Below are 22,662 nucleotides of genomic sequence, written 5' to 3'. Positions count from 1 at the left end.
GCGTGGCCAAGGGCCACCGCCCACAGAAACTGGCCTCCGCCTCCCCGCTGCGCTACCATCGGAACAACCACTCATGAAAACGACAAGACAAATACAGGTGGCACTGCAGTCGATGCCAGACTTTCTCACGCGCATCCGTCAACGCAGCCTGCGGCCGAACCTGGTCACCGGCCTGATCGGCGGCAGCCTGCTGTTGCTGCTGGTACTGATGCTGACCGATGGCTGGCTGATGCGGCTCGAGGCCATGCGCACAGCTGACCTCGCCGAGCGCCGTCTGGGCGCCTATCAGACCTCACTGCAGGCCACTATCGACCGCCACCAGTACCTGCCCCGTGTGCTGGCCTCCGACCCGCGTATACTGACGCCATTGCGTCAGTTGAGCAGCGAACAGTCCCTGATCGGCGGCCAACAGGAAACCTCCGGCCTGCTCAACCTGATCAACCGCCAGGCCGGCTCCGATGAAATTTTCATCATGGATGCCAGCGGCATGACCCACTGGTCCAGCAACTATCAGACCGAAGATACCTTTGTCGGCAGCAACTATGGCTTCCGACCCTATTTCATCGATGCTCTGGATGGCGGCCAGGGGTTCTACTATGCCGTCGGTGCCACCTCCGGCATTCCCGGGCTGTTTTTCTCCCACCCCGTCATGCAGGACGATGAAGTGCTGGGCGTGGTTGTGGTCAAGATCGACCTGGCACCACTGGAGGAAAGCTGGCTCTATTCCGGGGATGCTGTCTGGGTCACGGACAACAAAGGCGTGATCTTTCTCTCTTCCGAACCCGAATGGCACTATCATGCCACCTATCCGCTGTCGGACGAGGACCGGGCCATACTCGAAGAGACCCGCCAGTACGGTGCTTCCGACGTGCCGGAACTGACCCGGGCCGAAGCACCGGGACCGCTCAACAGCCGGGCATTCGACCTGGGCGACCAGGGGGTGCAACTGACGTTTTCATCCCCGATCAGTGACTACCCCTGGGAAATGCACTGGCGGGTGCCGGTAGACAGCCTGAAAACCGTGGTGCGTGCTCAGCAGACCGGCATCGTGCTGCTCTATGTGCTGTTCGCCGCCGGCCTGCTCTACTATCGTGAGCGGCACCGGCGGTCACTGGCCCAGTCGACGGTCACGCAACTGACCGCAGAGCGCGAATCGCACCAGCGCGCCATCATTCAGAATACGGATGCCGGCCTGTTCAACCTGGATGCCGACTTCAAGCCGCTGTTCATCAACGAAAAGGCCCGAGCCCTGTTCCTGCTCGACGAGGCAGCTCTGGATGATCAACCCGAACCGGGCTGCATTCCCGCGCGCCTGCTGCAGCCCTGGCAGCCCGAAGCCCGCGGGCTGGGCCCCGTGCGTGGCGAAGGCCTGCGCGGTGATGGCAGCCGCTTCCCGGTACTCTATACGCTGAACCCGATACGCGTGGGCAACAATAACGAATTCATCCTGACGGTACAGGACATTACTGAACTCACTGCGGCGCAGATCGGCCTGGAGCGCGCCAACGAGGAACTGGAAGCGCGGGTGGAAGCCCGCACGCGCGACCTGCAGGAAGCCCAGGCGGCACTGGCGCAGAACCAGAAGCTGGCGGCGCTGGGTCGCATGTCCTCGGCCATCGCACATGAGATCAACCAGCCCATCACGGCACTGAGCAACTATGTCGCCAGCAGCCGCCTGCTGCTGAATCAGGACAAGCCAGCCCAGGTCGACGCCAATCTGGGGCGAATCGAATCCCTGGTTGACCGGCTGTCGCGCTTGTCACGCCAATTGCGGGTGTTCTCCGGCAAGCGCAATACCGGCAGTGACACCATCTCCCTGGAGGCCCCGGTGCGCTATGCGCTGGACCTGCTCAGCCACCGGCTGGAAGAACAGGGCATACACTGTGACCTGCAGGTCAGCTCCAGGCAGTCGGTACAGGCCAACAACATGATGCTGGAACAGATCATGGTCAACCTGGTCAACAATGCCATTGATGCCCTGTCCGAACAGAAAGACGGGCGCATAGAGATCCGCGTTCAGCCAGCCTCGGACGGCAGCCCGGGTACCGAAGTGGCGGTGCAGGACAACGGCCCCGGCATCAGCACGGAACAGCAGGCGCAGATTTTCGAACCCTTCTACAGCACCAAGCCCGTGGGCGATGGTGTGGGTCTGGGCCTGGCCATCAGCTACAGCCTGGCACTGGACATGGGCGCCCGGCTCGCCGTACACAGCCAACCGGGTCAGGGCTGCACCTTCACCCTGACCTTCTCCGCCAGCCAGGCACTGCCGGCCACGCAGCAGACAACGCCAACCGACACGGTAATCAAGTGAGAAACCCAGTATGCAACTGAAGTACGAGGCCATCATCATCGACGATGACCCGGAAGTGCTGGAGTCACTGGAACAGTGGCTCACCCTGGCCGACATCCGTGTACAGACCTTCAACGATGCGCGCACTGCGCTCGGCGCCATAGGCCCGGAGTTTCAGGGCGCCATAGTGACCGACATTCGCATGCCCGGCATGGACGGCATGAGCCTGCTGCGCGAAATCGACAGCCGCATTCCGGTGATACTGATCACCGGCCATGGCGGCGTGGCCCTGGCCGTAGAAGCCATGAAGCTCGGCGCCTATGACTTTGTCGAAAAACCGTACAAGCCCGAACGTCTGGTGGAAACCATCAAGCGGGCCTGCAAGCAGCGCCAGGTCACCCTGGCCACCATGCCGACCCTGCATGACGCCAGCGAAGATGACCTGCTGGCCGAGCGCATCATCGGCCAGTCACCGCAGATCGAGGCTGTACGCGCCCAGGTCCGTGCACTGGCCCGGGTCAATGCCGACATCATCATCCTGGGTGAAACCGGCACCGGCAAGGAACTGGTGGCGCGCAGCCTGCACGACCTCAGCATCCGCCGCGAGCACCCCTTTGTGGCCATCAATGTGGCCGCCGTACCGGAGAACCTGCGCGAGAGCGAACTGTTCGGCCATGAGGCCGGCGCCTTCACCGGCGCCCAGAAGGCACGTCAGGGCATCTTCGAAGCCGCTCACAACGGCACTCTTTTTCTGGACGAAATCGAAAGCATGTCGATGGAATTCCAGATCAAGCTGTTGCGCGTTCTGCAGGAGCGCGAGGTGGTACGCGTCGGCTCGAACAAGCCCATTGCGGTCAATGTGCGGGTCATTTCCGCCACCAAGGAAAACCTGCGCGACGCCGCCAGTGCCGGGCGTTTTCGGGAAGATCTCTTCTACCGCCTGATGGTGGCCGACATCCAGTTGCCGACCCTGCGCGAGCGCAGCGGCGATATTCCGCTGCTGTTCAGCCATTTTCTGCGCCAGTCGGCCGAGCGGCACAACCTGCCCGAGCCGGAACTGAGCTATGACGACCTGATCGCTCTGGAGCTGCACGAGTGGCCCGGTAATGTGCGCGAACTGCGCCACACCGCCGAGCGCCACCTGCTGACGCAGAGCTTCAGCCAGGCCTCGATACAGGAGTTGCTGCAACTGGGCAGCAGCAACCGCGCCAGGCACAGCAATGGCGAGCAGTCACTCAGTGCCCGTCTGCAGCAGGTCGAGAAGGCGCTGATCAGCGCCGAGCTCACGCACCACAAGGGCGACATGAAAACGGTCATGGAAGTGCTCGACCTGCCCCGCCGCACGCTGAACCAGAAAATGCAGAAGTACGGCCTCAAACGCGAAGACTTTCTGCAGCGCTCCTGACCGACCCAGCCACCCGCTGCAAGGTCTCACACAGTCTGCCAAATGTGCGATAATATGCAGGATTATCGACATTTGATCAGATGGAGCAACCCAACCGCATGACCGAAACGGCCCGCCCCAACCAGGGCATCAGCGCCTACCGCTGGCTCAAGCGCGACATTCTGCGCGGGGATTTTGCCCCCGGCGAAAAGCTGCGCATGCACAGCCTGCGCGAGCGCTATGATCTGGGCACCGGACCGCTGCGGGAAGCCCTGTCGCAACTGGTGGCGGAACATCTGGTCGTCGCCATCAGCCAGCGCGGCTACCGAGTCGCCGCCATGTCGCTGGACGAAATGCACGACATCTACGATGCCCGCTCGCAGGTGGAAGGTCTGGTGATCGAACTGGCCATTGCGCGCGGCGATGACAACTGGGAAGCCAACATCATTGCCCACCAGCACACCCTCTCCAAGGTGGTGGACCTCAGCAGCCCGGAAGAAGTGCTCTCCGTCTGGGACGAACGCCACAAGGCCTTTCACAACGCCATTGCCGAAGGCTGCGGCTCCCGGCACCTGATGCAGGCGCGCGCCAGCCTGTTCGACCAGGCCGAACGCTACCGCCACCTGTGGCTGCGCGAGACTGTCTTTTCCACCGAAGCGCTGGACAACAAACGGCGCGAACATGCCGACCTGGTCGAAGTCCTGCTCGCACGTGACACCGCCCGCGCCGTGCCCATGGTGCGGGCCCACCTGCAGACCCCCATCCCCATCATCACCCAGGTACTTCGGGACCGCAGCATCGCCTGAGGCGGACTCACAGCCGCCCAAGCCGCAAGGCCAGGAATTCTGCCACCCTGATGCCCTTCTCACCCAGATGCTCCAGCCGTTCCACCACCTGACCCACGCTCTCGTTGCGGGCCGTGGCAGCCTCAACCGCCTCCATCAGCAGTTGCTGCTCATCCGGGTCAGACAGCTCCGGCCTGATGGCCTCCCAGTCAAACTCCGTGGCCTGCAACACCGCCTGCTCGCGTTCGGCCAACTGCACATCAGTGCGCTCACGTGCCTTCCGGCCCAACTTGCGCATTCCGGTACCCTCCCATTTTACTGGCCGGCTCAAAGCCCGGCCGCCCTGATCTCGTCCAGGCCGCGCTGAGCCCAGTCGGATGTTTCAACCAGCAACGCGTTGATCTGGTCCAGCTCTTCATCCACCTGCAGACGCCGCGCCAGATCCTGCTGTACCGCCTCCACCTCTCGCTGTGCATTCAGATGCGCCGTGATATGTGCATTGGCCGCCAGCAGCCGGCCAAACGCCTCCTGCACCTCGGCCCGCACCTGCCGTTCGCGCACATCCAGAGGCTCGATCAGTTCCCGCCGCTTGTCTTCAATGTTCTCCACCGCCACCTCGCTCCACAGCAGCACCGTCGCCAGTAGCTGCTGCTCTTCCTGCCCCGGTGTCGGCGCCGCAAAACCCTCGGACCCACCCGACCAGACCACATCGCCACGCGCCGTCGGCACCAATTGGCCGGCATCGATCCAGTCTTCCAGAAACAGCGGCACCCACTCCTCCTCCAGATACGCCAGCCGCTGCGCCCGATAGTTGTCAAAGCGGTCCACCACCATGCCGTCATAGGACTGCTGCAACGCCCGCAGATCCTGCCCCATCACCCAGGACAGCTCCACCACCTCCTTCGGCGTGGACGAACAGGCGTTCAGCAGGAACAGCAACACAGCAAACAGAAGCGAAGAAAGCGAAGAGCGAGAGAAGGTGGGCCGAGCGGCCCGAAGACGAGAAGAGTACATGCTGATCAATCCCTGATGGTGAGCTACAGACAATCGCAGACTGCGGACACCGAACATCCCTGACGATGACCCGGATCAGCTTAGAGAATCGGCGGAAGAGTGTGCAACTGACCCTAGGGGTAGTTCTGCGGGTCGCAGACCAGAGCAGATCCATGCTTGCAGCCATCTCCAGCGATGATTACTCAGTATGCAAAGTCGTCTAACGAGCCATTTCGACCAATTCAACGCCATCGACGTTACCCAACGCCTCGATCAACTCATCGCGAAGCCGGGCATATTCCGGCGAATCCCCGCCTGCACCCCCGCGAGTTTGAAAGGTATCCAGAATAACCATTCCATCATGTATGCGGACCCCCGCACGAACAGCACCTCCTCCGCCCGTCGAGTAGTAGAACATCACGCTGTCTGAGGTACCCTCGTGCATTACATTCTGCAGACCGTGACGAACAAGCACAGGTTCAACCGCCGTGAATATCTGATCCGCGATGCCCTGCAACTCATGGCTTTCCGGCTCTGCCATCAACACATAGTGATCACGGCTGTAAGTCGTACACCCGACAACGAAAAACATGGCCGCGAGTAATGTTGAAACATTGAGTAGTCGCACAAATTTATCTTCCATAGCATTGAGCACAAGAAAATCCTCCGGGATAACATCATTTTGACCAGATCGCTGGTAGTGGGGTTGAACAATAGGAGCTTACATATTTTAACCACACCGGTTGTCCCCGCGTTCGCGGGGAGCGGCCTATCATTCCCCGGGCAGCATCGCTGAATGACGGGTGATCCACGCACCCGCGTGGGGCGCGACGTGTTGGTGTCACCTAGACCAGTTACATCAAGTAGTTTCTATCCGCGCGCCCGCGTGGGGCGCGACCCAGCAACTGATAGCAACCACTGAGGTGATAGCATGTTTCTATCCGCGCGCCCGCGTGGGGCGCGACCATCAGCATGTGGTGATCACCTGGTGCACTGACTCGTTTCTATCCGCGCGCCCGCGTGGGGCGCGACACAGCCAGATTACGACCGCTATCGGTACTGGTGCGTTTCTATCCGCGCGCCCGCGTGGGGCGCGACCGGCATGTCCAGAACGTTGGGCAGGCCCCCTTGGATGTTTCTATCCGCGTGGGGCGCGACGTCGAAGGGTCGCCAGCCCAATCGCAGTTACCGGTTTCTATCCGCGCGCCCGCGTGGGGCGCGACTCAGCATCATCAATACGATGCTGCAACCGAATACGTTTCTATCCGCGCGCCCGCGTGGGGCGCGACGTGATGTGCCGACCGATACCGTAGGCAATTACACGGTTTCTATCCGCGCGTCCGCGCGCCCGCGTGGGGCGCGACGGCTGCCCCGGCTCCAGTACGTGCCAGGCTTCTCGTTTCTATCCGCGCGCCCGCGTGGGGCGCGACTTGACGCGGTCCGGACGCAATGGCCACAGCTCGCGTTTCTATCCGCGCGCCCGCGTGGGGCGCGACTTGACTGCCGGCCCGGTAAGCGCGTGTGCCGGGAGTTTCTATCCGCGCGCCCGCGTGGGGCGCGACCTGGTTTGGTGTACTTCGACCACATCATGTTGATGTTTCTATCCGCGCGCCCGCGTGGGGCGCGACATCTGGTGTAGGGGCAGTAGTGATGTTACAACGGTTTCTATCCGCGCGCCCGCGTGGGGCGCGACAAGATTTTCGGGTAAGAAGAAATTCATGATACTGGTGTTTCTATCCGCGCGCCCGCGTGGGGCGCGACCCCCGGTGTCATCCTGCAGTGTCCAGTTGCGCAGTTTCTATCCGCGCGCCCGCGTGGGGCGCGACTAGACAAAAAAGACCAATTGGGGTTTTTGATTTAGTTTCTATCCGCGCGCCCGCGTGGGGCGCGACGCGAGTTTGAAATTTCCGACCTGCCGACGTCCGGGTTTCTATCCGCGCGCCCGCGTGGGGCGCGACGATAATGCCGCATAGTTTAATAATCGGTATGACCGTTTCTATCCGCGCGCCCGCGTGGGGCGCGACGAGCAACTGACCGTGCCGCCGGTGCGGCGCTATTGTTTCTATCCGCGCGCCCGCGTGGGGCGCGACCTGGCGATATACGCACTGAGCTGACAACAGAGGGTTTCTATCCGCGCGCCCGCGTGGGGCGCGACCAGGCAGCGCGACGGGGATCTGCAGGAAGTGCAGGTTTCTATCCGCGCGCCCGCGTGGGGCGCGACCCAATTAACTGAGTTGAACGCGTATATTGAATATGTTTCTATCCGCGCGCCCGCGTGGGGCGCGACGCTGGACATCACCGAACAGATCGCCCCTGAACAAGTTTCTATCCGCGCGCCCGCGTGGGGCGCGACTGCCCCCCGGAGAGACAAGCGCAGTGTGTGCGCCGTTTCTATCCGCGCGCCCGCGTGGGGCGCGACTGCCCCCCGGAGAGACAAGCGCAGTGTGTGCGCCGTTTCTATCCGCGCGCCCGCGTGGGGCGCGACCCGGCTATATTGGTATCAGCCGCAAGACCCTGGCGTTTCTATCCGCGCGCCCGCGTGGGGCGCGACCAAGCGCCGGCAAAATGTGCGGATGCCCGACGACGTTTCTATCCGCGCGCCCGCGTGGGGCGCGACTCGGTTTGGTGGGGGGTATCGTTGTAGGGCGGGGTTTCTATCCGCGCGCCCGCGTGGGGCGCGACGCGCGGGCGCCCCGAGCGGAGGGACGATACTTGAGGTTTCTATCCGCGCGCCCGCGTGGGGCGCGACCGCCCGCTTTGCCGGCCGCGTCGAAAATCCGCCGCGTTTCTATCCGCGCGCCCGCGTGGGGCGCGACCCAGCTGGCGCTGACGTTTGCGGCCGGGGAGACGTTTCTATCCGCGCGCCCGCGTGGGGCGCGACTCGCCGTTGGTGAGTAACGCGTATATCACACCTTGTTTCTATCCGCGCGCCCGCGTGGGGCGCGACGGCAAATCAACGGTGCTGAAGTCGATCGTAAAACGTTTCTATCCGCGCGCCCGCGTGGGGCGCGACGCCCCAGGCGATCAGGTCTGCGGGCGGAGGCCCGAGTTTCTATCCGCGCGCCCGCGTGGGGCGCGACCATATCGGAGTGCAGGGGCGGCAGGAATGACCAGTTTCTATCCGCGCGCCCGCGTGGGGCGCGACGGTGGCGGCCGTCACCTGGTCGGCCGGGGCGTAGTTTCTATCCGCGCGCCCGCGTGGGGCGCGACCTCGTTCGGCTATCACATTGAGAGCGCGATGGTGGAGTTTCTATCCGCGCGCCCGCGTGGGGCGCGACCCGGCGCGCCTGGTCCATGGCATCGCTGTCGCTGTTTCTATCCGCGCGCCCGCGTGGGGCGCGACTCCAGTGGGCGCCGTTGCTGCAGGGGTGCGAGGGGTTTCTATCCGCGCGCCCGCGTGGGGCGCGACTGTCCAAACGTACCCGGCTTCGCTGTAGGTCTCGTTTCTATCCGCGCGCCCGCGTGGGGCGCGACTAGAGACACGTACGGAGTAGGCCGCGACGTTAGCGTTTCTATCCGCGCGCCCGCGTGGGGCGCGACTGCTCCGGATCTGTCACGGCCGCTTGCGTAATGCGTTTCTATCCGCGCGCCCGCGTGGGGCGCGACTCTCGGCGGGCATCGCATCGGTGCTCTGTGCGTCCGTTTCTATCCGCGCGCCCGCGTGGGGCGCGACCAAGGCTGCCGAAGTGCTGCAGGTGGATGACCAGTTTCTATCCGCGCGCCCGCGTGGGGCGCGACCGTTCAAGTCTAAGTTGTTAAAGAGCAAAGAGAAATACCGGCTGTCCCGATAACCGAAAGATCTCTTATGGAAAATCTCTACATGAGATGACTTTATTTTGACCAGATCGGCACCACTGCGGCGGTCTGAATGAGCGATAACCGCCCCGCATTTTCATGAGAACGACGGGTTAGCGCCTGGTTCATATGATCAACGGGTCGGTACTTGGGTCTTCAACAGGCTTGCTGCCGTAATGCTCCACCCGTTGCCGGCCCTTTTTGCCCAGAACGTAAAACCGCAGGCTGTCTTCTTCCGGGTCGTAGACATTCATCAGCTCATCCTTCAGGACAGCATACTGGGCGGGGTCAACTTCACACTCGAAGACCGAGTTCTGTACACGCATTCCATAATCCAGACAGATTTTTGCAATGGTTCTCAGTCTTCTTCTGCCCTCGGACGACGTCACACTGACGTCATAAGTCACCAATACCAGCATATCATTTCACCACGTAGGGCGTGTAAAACTCGGTATCTCCTCGCAAGTGCCGGGCCAGCAACATGGCCTGGCAGTGCGGCAGCAAGCCGATCGGTACCTGCTCATCGAGATAGGGGTGTTTCACCTCTTCCTGTTTGCGTTCCTGGTAGGCAGTCAGGACTTTCTTGCGGGGCTCATCTTTCAGCCTTACTGCGCCCGATGCTTCTGTCACAAAGTCTTTTAACTGGACCTGCCTTCTGTTCACCAGCGTCAGCACGAGTCGGTCAGCCCAGGAAGCCCGGAACTCTTCCAACAGGTCGAGTGCCAGGCTGGTGCGACCGGGGCGATCTTTATGTAGGAAGCCGACATAGGGGTCCAAGCCGACTCCTTGAAGGGCCGACGCGCATTCCTGTGTAATCAATGAATAAACAAAAGACAACAGTGCATTGACCGGATCAGTGGGCGGTCGCCTGACCCGGCCGCCAAAGGCAAACCCCGAGCCGCGCAACAAGACATCAAACACACCAAAATAGGTGGCAGCTGCGTCGCCTTCCATGCCCATGGCTTCCTCGACACTTGTGCTGTGCCGAACTCGCCTCAGGTTGACCGCCAGCTTGTCGATTGCCTTTGCAAGCTGCTCCGATTCACTGTCGCCATGATTTCGTTTTTCGCGCTGAAGAATAGCGCGGGAGTTTGCCACTTTAGCAGCAACAGACAGACGGGCAACTTGGGCGGATTTGGCCGGGTCGTCAGCCCAGCGATACTGTTCGCGGCGCAGCAGTACGTTGCCGTTTTCTGGCCCCTGTACACGGGCCAGAAACCGACCATACTGTGTATAAAAGGCCAGCCCTATGCCCTGCTCCGCAAAATAGCCCATCAGAAACGGTGAGACTGAAACACGCCCGAAACACATTACGCCTCCGAGTGACAACGCTGGAAACTGCGCCAGTTTCTCATCACCCTGTTTTATCACTATTGTTTCCCGCTCCTTGTGGAGGTATGTCTCCTGGCGGGCGATGAACAGCGTGTTCAGCAATTTCTTCATTCTTCGAACAGCCTGGTTATGTAGTCGCCAGAGCGATCTGCGCGAAAGCGCTGCGGTTGACAGATATCGGCCAGTGAACAAGCCCGGCAGAGTTTCTTGTGCCGGGTTGGCGGTGGTGTGACTCCTTCCGACAGAAGGCTACGGGCGTTGCCGATTACTTCCGTTGTTATCTCGCGCAGCCTGGCGTCAATTTCCACAATAACCCGCTGCCTGACTTCCCAGTACCAGATCGCGCCTTCTGCCACATCGACATTTCGCATTTCTTCAATGCAAAGTGCCTGAGCACATAGTTGAACTCGGTCCCAGTCCTCTGTTTTGGGTTTGCCCCGCTTGTACTCGACCGGCGTATATCGGGGTGGGTTGCCGGACTTGATTTCCAGCAGATCGAGTTTACCGGTGAGCCCCAGCGTTTTGGATAATACGCTCACCCCTCTTTCAAACCGAGTATCGCCACGTTGCTCAGGCTCGGTCGAATCTACTCGTTTATGCAGTATCCGGCCCTCGGCGGTGTAGCGATTCTCTGACCATACCTGCTCCACATGAATCAGCGCATACTGCCTTGGGCAATACGCATAGTGCTGCAGAGCAGATATAGCCAGAACCTCGTCCATGCAACGCCTCTACAGCTTCTCTTCGACACTGACGCCCTGCGGAACAGACTCTGAATCCACGCTTACCTCATAGTCAGAGAAACTGCGGGCTGGCGTGTCTTCTTCACCTTCAACACGCTTCACCTTGACCGCATCAAACAGCAGATGTGCCGGTGCATTGCCCATCGGGTTGTCATGCTTGAAGACAATCAGCTTGCGAGCCGACATTTCACCTCGGGCAGCCGAGCGGTCATGCTCGAACATGTTGATCAATGAGCGCCACACCAGATCCAAGTCCTCTTCACCAAAGCCTGTCCGCTCGGCAAGTTTTGCAGAGATGAAACCATGGGCCCGGTACAGACCATAGGGCACAATGTGTTTTCTACCCATGGTCCGGTTGTCACCACTTTGTTTCTCGGCCTCAGCCTCTGTGGTCACCGCCATGCGGGTGATGGACACCTCCATTGGAACGACGGGGTCGATAGAACTCGCAAACGCCAGTTGAACCGGGCCGCGGACCTGACCACTGTTGACCTTGGTGGTCATGACCGCACCAAAAGTCCGCACATCAAAGAAGTTCTTGCACATCCATTGCGTCAACTCACGCGCCTTGGCTTCCTCCTTCGGCAGCTTGTTGTCCTCCGGCTTTATCGACAGCGCTTCATAAGCTTTCTTGTGCTGATTGTTGAGCACCGCCTTTTCCTGCATGTAGATGGCAAATCCGGGGCTGTCTTCTTTTTCGAGACTGACGTAGTTTCTGATCTTGCGCTTCAGGCACACATCAGTAACCAGCCCCTGATTGGTTTCCGGGTCGATGCGGGGCAGGTTGCCGGCATCCGGATCACCATTCGGGTTGCCGTTGGCCACATCAAACAGAAACACGAACTCGTATCGATTGGTTATGGGGTTCATTGGGTTTCTCCTTCCTCGGAATTGCTTTTACTGGCAAAGCGCGCTTTCGACTGATGGTAGTAGCCAATGGCGAACTGCCCCTGGGCTTCGATTTTCAGGTTTTTGGGAAACTGTGTCGGCAGACCGTCCACAATGTCCTGAATGTCTTTCTCCATATTGTGTGCCAACCCTGGTTTGTCCTTGCGCAATCGAGAAAGGTGGTGCTGGCTGTTGCGCAACAGAACAGGAAAAATGGAAGCTGGCGTAGCAGAGGCCGCGCCATAGTACCGATCCCGTATGGTTGCATTCACACTCTTTCCGAGCGCCGATACTTGAATGTTCTCCAGCACGGAGAACAAACGTCCCAGCAGATAACCGGGACTTGTGTTTTTGATATCTAAACTCACAGGCACCTCCTCTTGGATTCCCTTGACGCCCAGCCGATGATCGCGGCACAGGACAGCTTTGCAGAGTGCAACCCGCAGATCGGTAGTTTGCCCGTCCGCTCGCAGTCGCATGACAATATTGGTTAGCAGGCTTCGTGGATACCTACGCCCGGTCAGGATGCTGCGCATCATTTCCCCGGCCAACTGTGGTTGGATATCGTCAGCCTTCGGGTTACCGGATTTGGGTCTTGGAACTGTCTCCAGCAATAGACGCCAGACACCGGGTTCGTGTTTCCACGGTCGCGGCTCAAGTACCAGATCCTCAAAGTGACGGGTGAGCCGTTCTGCGAAGAAATTCAGTGTTCCGGTCTCCCAGAACCGAATGGAAAGCCTGGAGGCATTGGGAGCCAGCCCCAGTACATAAATGACTGTATTGTCGTCAAGGTTGGCATCCAGATCCTTCAGCGGTTTTCCCTGAGCAATGCTCTCCATGACGCCCCGCAGTTTGTCGGTTTCAGCCTCATCATCTGCTCTTGGATTCAAAAAGGCGGCCAGTGTATTTTCAGCAGCTTCAGCTTTTTCTGGGCTGTCAGCTTCCGCCCAGAAGACAGTGGTAGCATCACCAATCTGGATCCTTTGACGGTTGGCCGGATCACCTCTCAGCAGATGATTCAGGACGGTTGTGTAAGAGAACGCAGCTTTTTCGGATACGGGTGAGTTTTCACCCTGCGACTTGCCATAAGAAGTAAAGGCACTCAGATTGAATGAGACCAGAGAAGCACCTGAACTCTGTGCATCGCGCACCCCCTTGATTTTCGGATGCAATGTGGACAGGGGGCCCACCGTGCCAGTGACCAGACACATGCCGGGACTGGTAGCGTCCGATTCAAGCAGCCGGGCGCGGATTTCCTTCGCTTTTTCTCTCTCATGGATGAATTCCTGGTCCGCTTCCAGCCTGAACACCAGATTGCTGGTCAGAACGTCTTCAACCAACTGAGGGTACTGTTCCCTCATGTCTGGAGACCATCTGTTCAGAAACGCCAATAGTGCCAGAAGACCTTCGTCATCTGTCCCGCCCAACACTTCATTGTGATAGGCCTTGAACGCCTCATGCTCCTCCAGAATACGCTTGTCACGCTTCTCACGTTTCGTATCGGATGTTTCCTGATTGTCACCAAGCCCAAGCACATAACTAGATTTGTCCCACAAGAAAAATGGTTTTACGCCAGCCGTCCTGATTTCCGGCTGTGGCACGCTCATCTGTCTTGGCCTCGGTTTCTTGGAAGAGGTATCTCTCAGGTCCATAACGTCAATCAGGTCACCGGATCGGCTAATCACCAATGCATAGCTGATCTTCTCGTAGCTGTACCCGATCGGAGCTATTTCGGTGTTCGGCCGTGTCAACAAGCGGTCATAGTATCGATCAAGGGACGTCAGAATCATGCGCGCACCTCCTCTGATTTCAGGGGCGGCACTTCGACCACGCCGTCCTGCATCCGGGCCCGAAAGAAATGCGGAATGACTTCATCGGCGAAGTCGAAGTCATGGAGCATGTAACCCAGGTCTTTTTCACCCTGCAATGATTCGTCTATCGCCAGTGGTGGCTCACCGTCTTCGATCAGCCGGAAATAGGCTGGGAACTCTCGCACGCCAAGGCAGGGAGCATGGAAATACTGTCCCTTTCGAGCACGGCGATTGAAGATGTCCAGGTGTTTGCCTTCCGAGTCGTCACTACCCGCCTTAGAGGTCATTTCGAAATGGGCTTCGATAACATAGGCGACGTCCTTCAGAATGGTCGAGGCCCGTTGTTGGCGATCATCCTCCACGATATTGTGCAGGCCTTCCGTCGTTCCTTTCTTAATGGCACTGCTAATGGACCCGGCTGATGCTTTGGTGCCCACCTCGTTGCGTCTGATCGACTCGAACCGGATAGGTTTCAGAACCGTGATCCGATCGATTACCCAGCGAATGGCCGGCTTCCAGTGAATCGCTTCCAGAATGCCCCGAGCCGCAGAGGGCGTTATGATGTCGTAGCTGACACGCTCCACCTTCATCTCTGGTCGAGTGAAGCAGGCTCGCTCGCCCCAGATCAGTAATTTCACTCCGTATGCCATAGTGCCTCCTGATTTGATCCACGCCCCAAAAACGGGGCGACTGTTACATCCAACGCAAATAGAACTATGTTTCTACCCACATCTCTTCACCACCAAAGATTGCTGAAAATAACGATTGGCGGGATCGAGATGACAACTAGCACAAAACCAACATAGGTTCGCTTGGTCTTCCGCTTCAACTCAAGCACCAGATTCAGCTTCAAGGTAACGCTTGAACTCTCCTCCTCCTGGCCTTTCGGCTGCTTTGATTCCGCCATAACCCTGCCCTCTGCATTGCGCGAACAGCACAAATTATAAACAACAGAAAGCAATTTGCAATTTTTATCTTCATAGTACTATTAGGAAAAGATCAGATTTTCTGACCTGATGAAAGCCGGGTCATCCCAACTCAAACCATACTGGTCGCTATAAATGTTGTTGTTGACCAGGGTCATAAACTGCTCGCCAAAATTGTGTTTATTAACTGCCTGAATTGCTCCGACACTTTTGAGCGCCTTGTAGCCCTGCTCCGGTATCTGCACCAGGTAGGGCTGCAGCTTGCGAGGGATACCACCGACCTTGTCTGCATAAGCCAGGTCTTTCAAAGCGCCTGTAGCCACTTCATCGAAGGGAATGATGATGGGAATCATGGCGCTCTCGATCATGCGGAAATTCTCGGCCATCCACTCGTAGGGGATATTGTCGAGCTGCCCTGCTTTCACTCTTTCGAGCAGTTGATGCCGGTCTAGCTCCTGATCCCCTTTCTGCCAATAGAGCTCCCGGAAATAGGCATTGATGGCTTTCAGTGACATCGGATCGTCAGGGAACTGCCTAAAGATGGACCGTGCAGCCTGGGCGTACTGGGTCAACTCAGTTGGCGTTGGCCACTCCTCACTGACTGTGAATACCAGCACTTCACTGTCAGCCAGCGCTCGCTTGCCTTCCCGGTTGCAACGGCCAGCGGCCTGGGCAATGGAGTCGAGGCCGGTTTCGGCGCGCAATACGATCGGGAAATCCACATCGACACCTGCCTCTATAAGAGACGTGGATACAAGGCGGCAAGGCCTGCCGGCTTCAAGCTCCTCGCGAACCTCCGCCAACACCTTGCTTCGATGCTTGGCACACATCAGTGTCGTCAGGTGGTATGCGCCTGGCTCACCCCTGATACGTTCGAACAGAGAGCGGGCATGTCGTCGATTGTTGACGATACACAGCGCTTGTTCACGCTGTAGCATCGCCTCGGCAATATCCTCATCCGACATTGGGCCGACATGCTTCAACTGAACGCGTTTCAGAGCGTCGTACAGTTGAAGTGGGTCAGGAGCCAGTTCCCTGACATTCTCCAGACCGCCCTTGAACTCATCCTGAGCTTTCAGGGCCGGTTGGGTGGCAGTACAAAGCACAACCGAGGTCCTATAGTTCAGCGCCAGCTCGTCCATGACAGCGACACAGGGCCGCAACAATGGCAGCGGCAGCGTCTGGGCCTCATCCAGAATGACCACACTGTTGGCGATGTTGTGCAGCTTTCGGCATCTGGACGGCCGGTCAGCAAACAGGCTCTCAAAGAACTGAACCGCTGTTGTCACAACGATGGGGGCTTCCCAGTTCTCCATTGCCAGCCTGAGCTTGGCTGCAGATTCCGGGCTCTTGGCCGGGTTGTCCTGATAGGTACTGTGGTGTTCGAGCACGGCCGTCTCACCCAGCGGACCCAGCGCGTTACGGAATACTGCAGCGTTCTGTTCCACAATGCTGGTAAACGGAATCACATAGATGACCCGGCGCTGGCCATGACGGATCGCATGATCCAGCGCGAATGACAGGGAGGACAGCGTTTTTCCACCACCGGTTGGGACGGTCAGGGAGAACAGACCAGGCTCAAGAGCCGCTTTTTCCTTACCGTGTTCCAGAATGCGAGCCCGCAGACTGTTGACTTCCGAGTCGGCCTTGAACGTATACAGAGTCTTGCTCAGTTCCTCTCTAAGCGCCTCCAGTGACGGGAAGCCTGTTCTATCCTTGGCTTGCCCTTCCACCTGAGCATAAAAATGCTCTGTATCTCTGAAGTCTGCGTCGACCAGGCTGGAAAACAGCATTCTGCCCAACACAGACAACTGAAAGTGCTCTCTCCCAGCTTTGGGTATAAAGTGATCCGGCAAATTCAACTGCTCGCCAAGAGCGATCTCATCCTCCCAGGCAGGATCAAGTGGTGGCAAGTCGTCATCTTTCAGGCGCGCCTGCAGCGGCGTTCGTGCCCCGCTATCCCGACCGTTCGCAAGACCTGCATGATGGCCGGCAATGCCATAAGCCATCAACTTGCCCAACTGACCAAAACGCTCAACCGCAATCTGGGCCCCCCGGGTCGAGTGATCAACGCGCAGGCTCTCGCCGTAAAGCTTTCTCTGGAAGTTTGGTGTGTATTTGCCGACATCATGCAAACGGCCAGTTGGCTCAGCCAGGCCCGAAGCACCAAAGTGACTGGAGAACTCTCCAGCCAACCTGCCAGTTTCCATTAGATGGTCAGCCAGCAGATGCCAGTCCTCCTGTGAGCTTTCATCTGCTGAGTGCGCATAAAATGTTGTGAGCTTATCGTCACCCATTACTTGGCCCTGTTTGTTGCTGCCGTTTACCAAAGTGCTTTGAACCACAATAGACTTCCCTTTGAACACCACAACCCTGTGCATTCGCACAGGTAAACTCCTTTGACACATCCGGCTTCAAAACAGCCATTCCTTCACCTCGTCATAATTGGCCAGCACGAGCTGCTGGGCTTCCGGGTTGCCATCCAGGGTTTTGGTGCTGACCTGCATGTCCTGCAGGGTGTACTGGGCCAGAGCAGCTCGGGTGGTGATGATCAGGGTGCCGTTTTGCATCCGGTAGTCGTTTTCGATGACCTGTCGTTTGGCTTGACTCAGGCGCGGGTCAGGTTCGATGGCGAGTTGAACCCTGGTGTTCCAGGCGGTGTCCTGTTCGGCGGTGTGGTCGCTGCGGTCCATCAGTTCCGGCTGGCCGCGAAAACGGCTGAGCACAAAATCCCGATAGGCCTTGCTGCGCTCGCAGAAGGCTCTCACATGCCACCTCAGGCCAGTGTTGACCAGGGTATGCGGAGCGATCACCCGGCCGTCGGTGTCGGCGCTGGTGACTGAGAGGTATTCAACGTCAAGCCGTCTGTTTTCGCGCACGGCCGACACCAGAGGACGTATGACCTGAGGGCTGATCTGGCGGGGCGGATGCTGGATGCTTTCGTGGTTGATCTGGTTGTCGGGCGGTGCCGGAGCTATGCCGGTGACCCAGTTCAGATATTCGCTGACATCACCTGAGAGGTAATGCGGTTTGAAGGTATCTGTGGGTTCGTAGGCTTTGTGGCGGGGGTGGTAGTTGAGAGCATCCGGGTGAGACTCACGGTACCGCTGAATATGAGCACTGGCACTCTGGCGGGACTGACCGAAGTAACGCATCAGGGGTCGGGTGTTGATACGGCCTTCCCACCAGGCCAGCAGTTCGATAAACCAGAACTGAGGGTCTTGCTTCTGCATCTGCATCCGCTCCTTGGGCTACTCGGTTCAGTGTAGCACAGGGGTTTCAGGGTGAGTGCCGGGCATTGTTGCAGGCCAGCCTCTGGCCAAATGTTCATCGCTCGCGGGGCGAGCTCCTACGGTAGGGTGGTTGCGGACTAATCGCTCGCGGGGCGAGCTCCTACGGTACCGACTGGTGCCGGGAAGGGCTGCTTGAAGCTGAACGCCTGCTCGGTCGGGCCCTGCTCATTGAACAGCGCCAGCTTCACGGCGGCCTCTTCTATGGAGGGCAAATGCCCGGCAGGCACCCACCAGAGCACCATGTGGGCTTCGGCCATGGTATGGAACCACTCTTTCTTGCGCCGCAGCACTTCAACATGTGCCGACCGGTACACGTAATCATGCAGGGCTTCGATGGACTCCCAGACAGACATGTTGACGATCTTGTCGTCACCGAAGTAGTCGATGCTGGTGGCGTCGCCTTCTTCCGTCTGCAGGCGCCAGACAAAGCCCGGAGAGCTTTCCGCCAGGGCATTGATTCGGTCCAGGTTGGCGACAAAATCCGCCAACTGCGGCGAGTCCAGAGGCGCCAGCAAGCGGGCGATGTTGAGTTGGGCAAGTTGGTATTTACTCACGGTTTGTCGCTCTCCTTGTTAAACGACTGTAAAAGGAAAAAGGGTCAGGCCCCTTTTATACCCTTTCTTACCCATCGGCATGAATCCGGTTCTGCGGTGAGTACCTCAACAGCTCCACCAGCGCCGACAGGGCGGCCGATTTCTGGCGCCTGCTCGGGTAATAAAGTTGGTAGCTCGGCCAGTTCCTCTCCCTTCTCGCCCAATTTCTTCAGCCGCTCCACCACCTGCCCCACACTCTCGTTGCGGGCCGTGGCAGCGGCGACCGCCTCCATCAGCAATTGCTGTTCTGCCGCATCAGACAGCGCCGGCTTGATGGCCTCCCAGTCAAACGCCGTGGCCTGCAACACCGCCTGCTCGCGCTCGGCCAGCTGCTCATCAGTGCGCTGGCGTGCCTTCCTGCCCAACTTTCTCATTCTGGAGCCAGTGTGCTGCTGTCGCGTCAGCATCCTGCAATAGTCCCTGCCGATCACACAACCTTGATTCAGGTCATTATTTGATCAGAGCAATCGTCATACCATGAAAGAGTGACAACCAACGAGGTACTCCATCATGAGACTCCAAGACAAGGTCGTACTGATAACCGGCGGGGCCAGCGGTATTGGTCTGGATTCCGTGGAACGGGCTCTGGAGGAAGGCGCCAATGCCGTGATAGCAGACCTTGCCGACAGTTCGGATGAACAGGAAGCGCAGCGGCAGTATCGTGAACTGTGCGTCCATCCTCGGCGTGTTCGGCCAGTCAGGGACAGCCGCCTACTCGGCCGCCAAGGGCGCTGTGGTCAACATGACGCGAACACTGGCTCTGGAAGATGAAGCCAGTTTTGTCACCGGTGCCAACCTGCTCGTAGATGGAGGGTTTACCGCTGGCAAGTCCTGAGCGTCACGGGTCAGACGGACCAACTGTCAAGGGGCATTGCCTGTATCCGAACGCAGGAGGCTGAGCAATGCCTCACCCCGGGGCGATAAACGGTACCCGGTCCCAAGGCTTTCGGTAAGCCCGAGGTTCTTCAGTTTCCTCACGTTGAGTTTGAAGCGCTCTTTCTCCAGGCCAACAAGGCCGCACAGCTCTCCCGCGCGAACTCCCGGATGGGAACTCAGCGCTTCCAATGTACGAAGTGTCCATGCTCCCTCTGAGGCTCGTGCATCCAATCGTCTCAACCTGTGCCGCAGAGCCTCGTATTCAGCCTCCGCAACTTCAGAGGTTTCGCGCAGCGCAATTCGGGGGTCTGGAAGCAATGATCCGAGTTCAATGCGGTAGATCTCGCCGTCCGGCCGACGTTGCAGTTCATCCAGCAACTTTTCCCTCGACTCGTACCCGGCACGGCGGGCATCTGCTGCCGATATCCGGTTGAGGGCCACCGGCTCAACAGACACAATATGGAGTTGCCCGACAGGCGTAAGCAGCGTGCCCCCGGATCGAACGGATGGCCGCCGCCAGCGCCGGAAAGCCAGTGTAACTGCACCTGTGCGAATGCCTTCGAGAAACTCCTTCCGAAACAGCATCGGGTCATCTCCGTTTCAGCCATATACCATCGCCATATCAACTCATCCAAAGGCGACTTCTCGTTGCATGGGATACCCCCACATGCGGCCAGACATCACGGGTTCACCGGCCGGTTCAAAGCCATTGCAGAGGTAGAAGTTTTGGGCAGTTGCTGTGCTCTCAAGGAAAACGCGCTTGAGGCCCCAGCCGTTCGCTGCCTGGAGCATGCACTGCAATAGCTGGTAGCCCATGCCCTTGCCAATGACTTCTGGCGTGACATAGCACAGCAGCACTTCGCCCGGCCGGCTCAGCATGCCGACGCCGACCACCCTGTGGTCCAATTCGGCCACCCAGGCAGTCGTGCTTCCAGAACCAAGCCACTTGGCGACGTTGTCAGGTGTCTTGTTCGCCAACCACTGTTGCAGCAGTTCTTCGTCGCCTTTGTGATCGGCGCGGCACAGCTCGGCTATCGACCGCCGCAGCACTCCCGTTATTGCTTCTGCATCTGACAATGCCGCTTGTCGAATGATACCGGCCATTTCGACTCCTTGGTCCTGCCCGCGACAAGCGGGGCCATCAAATTCTGCCGTCATGTACTGGTAGACACCGACCTTGCCACTCTGAAGCCCAAGTCGTCGATGGCATAGGTGGGATGACTTCTTCTCCGGTTGGATGCCAGGCAACCCCGTGGCCCATCTGACCAGCCCCCGCCACGAAACACACGATAAGGGCCGTAGACTTCCGGGTCGTACAGATCCCAGCACCATTCCCAGACATTGCCCAGCATATCGAACAAGCCAAAGTCGTTGGGTTGCTTCAAGCCGACGTCATGTGTGGTCTGGCCGGAGTTGCCTTCATACCAGGCAATGTCATCAACCTCTCCATATTGGACAGCCTTGGAGTTTGCCCGGCATGAGTATTCCCATTCCGCATCTGTCGGTAACCTGTAGCCATCAGCGCCAGCAACCAGGCCAACAGACTCCTTGTCTGTATCGATGACATAGCATTTTTCCAGGCCGGACAGTTCACTGAGCCTGTTGCAAAACTGAACAGCGTCGAACCAGGAGACACTTTCCACCGGCTTTTTCAGACCACGGAAGGTCGCTGGAGCAAGTGACATGACTTCGGCATAGACTTTCTGCGTTATCAGGTACCTGCTCATCAGGAACGGAGCTATCTCGGAACGCCAGTTGGTCTTCTTTCTGTCATCCCGCAAGTGTATTTCACCTTGCGGAATGGCCACCATCCAGTCTTCAATCATGGTTGCCTCGGGCTTCCCTTTGCCAGCGGTCTGATTCAGCAGTCATAATGACATCATATTGGAAAACGTGAGCACATGTCGCTCTCCGACAAGAGTAGATGTGAACGATACGAATCGTTTTTCGTCCAGCCTTTGGCTTTGACTGCAGTGCAGCATAGAGGCTTGGTCCGCAATGGCTGTGCCATTGCCTGCATGGCGGGCGGTCGGTATGCTGGATTGAATTCATTCAACACTGCGGTCCGACAGACTGGACTTCAAAGGGAGTAGAAGCATGAACATTGTACGCACGGCTGCGGTCTGTCTGTCTCTGGGCCTGGTGGCCTGCGGGTCACCCGGGGGCGGTTCATCATCACGCCCGATGAATCCTCTGAATGCCGCTACCAGCGCCATGGGTGAAGCGGCCGGGCGAGCCATCGGTGAAGCGGTGGGCGAGGCCATCGTGCGCCAGTATTCACCGCAACTGACTCGCTTCTACACCGGCTACCTGATGCAGGTGGCTTTCAACAGCCAAGGGTACATCCTCACCGATGCCACCCGTGGCTATGAGCCGGGCGAATACACCGAGTGGGTAGTGGTCACGGATGATGACGATGTTCCGGAAAACATCATGCGCCGGGCACTGCTGGAGCGCCAGGACAACGGGCGGGAATGGTGGCAGGTGGTGTATCAGGACAATGCCAGCGATGACATCATCATTATGGAAGCGCTGTTTTCCGAGAACCGTGAGCAGATGCTGCGCCTGCGTACCCAGTTTCCGGATGATGACGAGCCACAGGAGATGCCGGTTGAAGAACAGAACTATCAGGCACCCCGGGTGCTGACGCAGGAGAGCATCGACGGCGCCACAGAAGGCCAGGAGACCATTGATGTGCCGGCCGGCACCTTCGATGCCACACGCGTTCGGTTTGGAGCCGGCGGCGGTCAGGAGACCTGGTGGCTCAGTGATCAGGTACCGGGCGGCGTAGTGCAGCATCAGGTGTCTTCGGCGAATGGCGACGACGCCCCGGATGATGAAGAGTCCATGCCGAGTGATGATGCCTACACCACGCAGCTTCAGGGCCATGGAGCCGGGGCGACCAGCGAGCTGGGGATCTGACCCCATTCTGACTCGCCGGTTTGTACAAAAC

General features: G+C 58.7%; 22 protein-coding genes, 1 pseudogene and 1 CRISPR repeat array. Of the genes and pseudogenes, 6 read left to right on the top strand and 17 right to left on the bottom strand.

The window, feature by feature from the left end; translation table 11 throughout:
• Positions 1-73: 73 nt before the first annotated feature.
• The 3 genes from E4656_RS01225 (at position 74) to csiR (ending at position 4,480) form a co-directional block, all read left to right on the top strand.
• The gene (locus E4656_RS01225; RefSeq protein WP_135480448.1) at positions 74-2,311 is read left to right on the top strand and encodes a sensor histidine kinase; all 2,238 of its coding nucleotides are present in this window, start codon (positions 74-76) and stop codon (positions 2,309-2,311) included.
• Positions 2,312-2,321: 10 nt separating this feature from the next.
• The gene (locus E4656_RS01220) at positions 2,322-3,695 is read left to right on the top strand and encodes a sigma-54-dependent transcriptional regulator (protein WP_135480446.1); all 1,374 of its coding nucleotides are present in this window, start codon (positions 2,322-2,324) and stop codon (positions 3,693-3,695) included.
• A gap of 98 nt (positions 3,696-3,793) precedes the next feature.
• A complete protein-coding gene (csiR, locus tag E4656_RS01215; RefSeq protein ID WP_135480444.1) occupies positions 3,794-4,480 on the top strand; it encodes a DNA-binding transcriptional regulator CsiR in 687 nt (228 codons plus the stop codon).
• 7 nt (positions 4,481-4,487) lie between these two features.
• On the opposite strand, the gene E4656_RS01210 is transcribed toward csiR, so the two are convergent.
• The 14 genes from E4656_RS01210 to E4656_RS01150 form a co-directional block, all read right to left on the bottom strand.
• Positions 4,488-4,757 carry a hypothetical protein gene (locus E4656_RS01210; RefSeq protein WP_135480443.1) on the bottom strand — a complete coding sequence of 90 codons (270 nt, stop codon included), beginning with the start codon at positions 4,755-4,757 and terminating at the stop codon, positions 4,488-4,490.
• A gap of 29 nt (positions 4,758-4,786) precedes the next feature.
• Positions 4,787-5,473: a hypothetical protein gene (locus E4656_RS01205; RefSeq protein ID WP_135480441.1), complete on the bottom strand. Its 687-nt coding sequence runs from the start codon at positions 5,471-5,473 to the stop codon at positions 4,787-4,789.
• Positions 5,474-5,672: 199 nt separating this feature from the next.
• On the bottom strand, positions 5,673-6,107 hold the full coding sequence (locus E4656_RS01200) for a hypothetical protein (protein ID WP_135480440.1): 435 nt from the start codon (positions 6,105-6,107) through the stop codon (positions 5,673-5,675).
• 742 nt (positions 6,108-6,849) lie between these two features.
• Positions 6,850-9,190: a CRISPR direct-repeat array (repeat unit 32 nt; unit sequence GTTTCTATCCGCGCGCCCGCGTGGGGCGCGAC).
• 182 nt (positions 9,191-9,372) lie between these two features.
• Entirely contained in the window at positions 9,373-9,666 is a 294-nt protein-coding gene (cas2, locus tag E4656_RS01195; protein ID WP_135480438.1) for a CRISPR-associated endonuclease Cas2, read from the bottom strand.
• Between the two features lies 1 nt (position 9,667).
• Positions 9,668-10,690 (bottom strand): type I-C CRISPR-associated endonuclease Cas1c, encoded by a 1,023-nt coding sequence (cas1c, locus tag E4656_RS01190; protein WP_135480436.1) that lies wholly within the window; start codon positions 10,688-10,690, stop codon positions 9,668-9,670.
• Complete coding sequence (gene cas4 / locus E4656_RS01185; protein ID WP_135480434.1) at positions 10,687-11,301, bottom strand: CRISPR-associated protein Cas4; 615 nt, start codon at positions 11,299-11,301, stop codon at positions 10,687-10,689. Before cas4 ends, cas1c begins: the two co-directional genes overlap by 4 nt.
• A 9-nt stretch (positions 11,302-11,310) precedes the next feature.
• On the bottom strand, positions 11,311-12,192 hold the full coding sequence (gene cas7c / locus E4656_RS01180) for a type I-C CRISPR-associated protein Cas7/Csd2 (RefSeq protein ID WP_135480432.1): 882 nt from the start codon (positions 12,190-12,192) through the stop codon (positions 11,311-11,313).
• Positions 12,189-14,000, bottom strand: coding sequence for a type I-C CRISPR-associated protein Cas8c/Csd1 (gene cas8c / locus E4656_RS01175; protein WP_135480430.1), 1,812 nt, complete (start codon positions 13,998-14,000; stop codon positions 12,189-12,191). Before cas8c ends, cas7c begins: the two co-directional genes overlap by 4 nt.
• Positions 13,997-14,671, bottom strand: a complete 675-nt coding sequence (gene cas5c / locus E4656_RS01170; RefSeq protein WP_135480429.1) for a type I-C CRISPR-associated protein Cas5c — start codon at positions 14,669-14,671, stop codon at positions 13,997-13,999. Before cas5c ends, cas8c begins: the two co-directional genes overlap by 4 nt.
• An 86-nt stretch (positions 14,672-14,757) precedes the next feature.
• Complete coding sequence (locus E4656_RS20180) at positions 14,758-14,928, bottom strand: hypothetical protein (protein ID WP_167855882.1); 171 nt, start codon at positions 14,926-14,928, stop codon at positions 14,758-14,760.
• 81 nt (positions 14,929-15,009) lie between these two features.
• Positions 15,010-17,328, bottom strand: coding sequence for a CRISPR-associated helicase Cas3' (gene cas3, locus E4656_RS01165; protein WP_240753876.1), 2,319 nt, complete (start codon positions 17,326-17,328; stop codon positions 15,010-15,012).
• Between the two features lie 33 nt (positions 17,329-17,361).
• Positions 17,362-18,180, bottom strand: a complete 819-nt coding sequence (locus tag E4656_RS01160) for a BrxR family helix-turn-helix transcriptional regulator (RefSeq protein ID WP_135480427.1) — start codon at positions 18,178-18,180, stop codon at positions 17,362-17,364.
• A gap of 137 nt (positions 18,181-18,317) precedes the next feature.
• Positions 18,318-18,794 (bottom strand): DUF3291 domain-containing protein, encoded by a 477-nt coding sequence (locus E4656_RS01155; RefSeq protein WP_135480425.1) that lies wholly within the window; start codon positions 18,792-18,794, stop codon positions 18,318-18,320.
• A gap of 44 nt (positions 18,795-18,838) precedes the next feature.
• Complete coding sequence (locus E4656_RS01150; RefSeq protein ID WP_135480423.1) at positions 18,839-19,240, bottom strand: hypothetical protein; 402 nt, start codon at positions 19,238-19,240, stop codon at positions 18,839-18,841.
• A gap of 103 nt (positions 19,241-19,343) precedes the next feature.
• On the opposite strand from E4656_RS01150, the pseudogene E4656_RS20325 reads away from it, so the two are divergent.
• A pseudogene (locus E4656_RS20325) lies at positions 19,344-19,421 on the top strand (L-iditol 2-dehydrogenase); the annotation flags it as partial.
• Positions 19,422-19,467: 46 nt separating this feature from the next.
• Complete coding sequence (locus E4656_RS20320; protein WP_135480419.1) at positions 19,468-19,668, top strand: SDR family oxidoreductase; 201 nt, start codon at positions 19,468-19,470, stop codon at positions 19,666-19,668.
• Positions 19,669-19,694: 26 nt separating this feature from the next.
• Here E4656_RS20320 and E4656_RS01135 read toward each other — a convergent pair whose 3' ends face one another.
• Genes E4656_RS01135 through E4656_RS01125 form a run of 3 tightly spaced genes read right to left on the bottom strand, consistent with a single transcriptional unit; the run spans position 19,695 to position 21,535 of the window.
• The gene (locus E4656_RS01135; RefSeq protein WP_135480417.1) at positions 19,695-20,294 is read right to left on the bottom strand and encodes an ASCH domain-containing protein; all 600 of its coding nucleotides are present in this window, start codon (positions 20,292-20,294) and stop codon (positions 19,695-19,697) included.
• 42 nt (positions 20,295-20,336) lie between these two features.
• Positions 20,337-20,813: a GNAT family N-acetyltransferase gene (locus E4656_RS01130; RefSeq protein WP_167855881.1), complete on the bottom strand. Its 477-nt coding sequence runs from the start codon at positions 20,811-20,813 to the stop codon at positions 20,337-20,339.
• A 50-nt stretch (positions 20,814-20,863) separates the two neighbouring features.
• Positions 20,864-21,535 carry a formylglycine-generating enzyme family protein gene (locus E4656_RS01125; RefSeq protein WP_135480413.1) on the bottom strand — a complete coding sequence of 224 codons (672 nt, stop codon included), beginning with the start codon at positions 21,533-21,535 and terminating at the stop codon, positions 20,864-20,866.
• 271 nt (positions 21,536-21,806) lie between these two features.
• On the opposite strand from E4656_RS01125, the gene E4656_RS01120 reads away from it, so the two are divergent.
• Positions 21,807-22,631 carry a hypothetical protein gene (locus tag E4656_RS01120; RefSeq protein WP_135480411.1) on the top strand — a complete coding sequence of 275 codons (825 nt, stop codon included), beginning with the start codon at positions 21,807-21,809 and terminating at the stop codon, positions 22,629-22,631.
• Positions 22,632-22,662 lie beyond the last annotated feature (31 nt).

Origin of the sequence: Natronospirillum operosum (genome assembly GCF_004768465.1) — a bacterium.
Lineage (GTDB): Bacteria > Pseudomonadota > Gammaproteobacteria > Pseudomonadales > Natronospirillaceae > Natronospirillum > Natronospirillum operosum.
Note: the sequence above shows the minus strand (reverse complement) of the source record. Positions and strands in the feature narration are given on the sequence as shown.

Bases quoted from the DNA above. Each gene is read 5' to 3' on its own strand.
- E4656_RS01225 (WP_135480448.1), top strand. From the start codon at position 74: ATGAAAACGACAAGACAAATACAGGTGGCACTGCAGTCGATGCCAGAC.
- E4656_RS01220 (WP_135480446.1), top strand. From the start codon at position 2,322: ATGCAACTGAAGTACGAGGCCATCATCATCGACGATGACCCGGAAGTG.
- E4656_RS20320 (WP_135480419.1), top strand. From the start codon at position 19,468: ATGAACAGGAAGCGCAGCGGCAGTATCGTGAACTGTGCGTCCATCCTC.
- E4656_RS01135 (WP_135480417.1), bottom strand. From the start codon at position 20,294: ATGCTGTTTCGGAAGGAGTTTCTCGAAGGCATTCGCACAGGTGCAGTT.
- E4656_RS20180 (WP_167855882.1), bottom strand. From the start codon at position 14,928: ATGGCGGAATCAAAGCAGCCGAAAGGCCAGGAGGAGGAGAGTTCAAGC.
- cas2 (WP_135480438.1), bottom strand. From the start codon at position 9,666: ATGCTGGTATTGGTGACTTATGACGTCAGTGTGACGTCGTCCGAGGGC.
- E4656_RS01125 (WP_135480413.1), bottom strand. From the start codon at position 21,535: ATGATTGAAGACTGGATGGTGGCCATTCCGCAAGGTGAAATACACTTG.
- cas1c (WP_135480436.1), bottom strand. From the start codon at position 10,690: ATGAAGAAATTGCTGAACACGCTGTTCATCGCCCGCCAGGAGACATAC.
- E4656_RS01210 (WP_135480443.1), bottom strand. From the start codon at position 4,757: ATGCGCAAGTTGGGCCGGAAGGCACGTGAGCGCACTGATGTGCAGTTG.
- csiR (WP_135480444.1), top strand. From the start codon at position 3,794: ATGACCGAAACGGCCCGCCCCAACCAGGGCATCAGCGCCTACCGCTGG.
- E4656_RS01160 (WP_135480427.1), bottom strand. From the start codon at position 18,180: ATGCAGAAGCAAGACCCTCAGTTCTGGTTTATCGAACTGCTGGCCTGG.
- E4656_RS01130 (WP_167855881.1), bottom strand. From the start codon at position 20,813: ATGGCCGGTATCATTCGACAAGCGGCATTGTCAGATGCAGAAGCAATA.
- cas3 (WP_240753876.1), bottom strand. From the start codon at position 17,328: ATGCACAGGGTTGTGGTGTTCAAAGGGAAGTCTATTGTGGTTCAAAGC.
- E4656_RS01120 (WP_135480411.1), top strand. From the start codon at position 21,807: ATGAACATTGTACGCACGGCTGCGGTCTGTCTGTCTCTGGGCCTGGTG.
- cas4 (WP_135480434.1), bottom strand. From the start codon at position 11,301: ATGGACGAGGTTCTGGCTATATCTGCTCTGCAGCACTATGCGTATTGC.
- E4656_RS01150 (WP_135480423.1), bottom strand. From the start codon at position 19,240: ATGCTGACGCGACAGCAGCACACTGGCTCCAGAATGAGAAAGTTGGGC.
- E4656_RS01205 (WP_135480441.1), bottom strand. From the start codon at position 5,473: ATGTACTCTTCTCGTCTTCGGGCCGCTCGGCCCACCTTCTCTCGCTCT.
- cas8c (WP_135480430.1), bottom strand. From the start codon at position 14,000: ATGATTCTGACGTCCCTTGATCGATACTATGACCGCTTGTTGACACGG.
- cas7c (WP_135480432.1), bottom strand. From the start codon at position 12,192: ATGAACCCCATAACCAATCGATACGAGTTCGTGTTTCTGTTTGATGTG.
- cas5c (WP_135480429.1), bottom strand. From the start codon at position 14,671: ATGGCATACGGAGTGAAATTACTGATCTGGGGCGAGCGAGCCTGCTTC.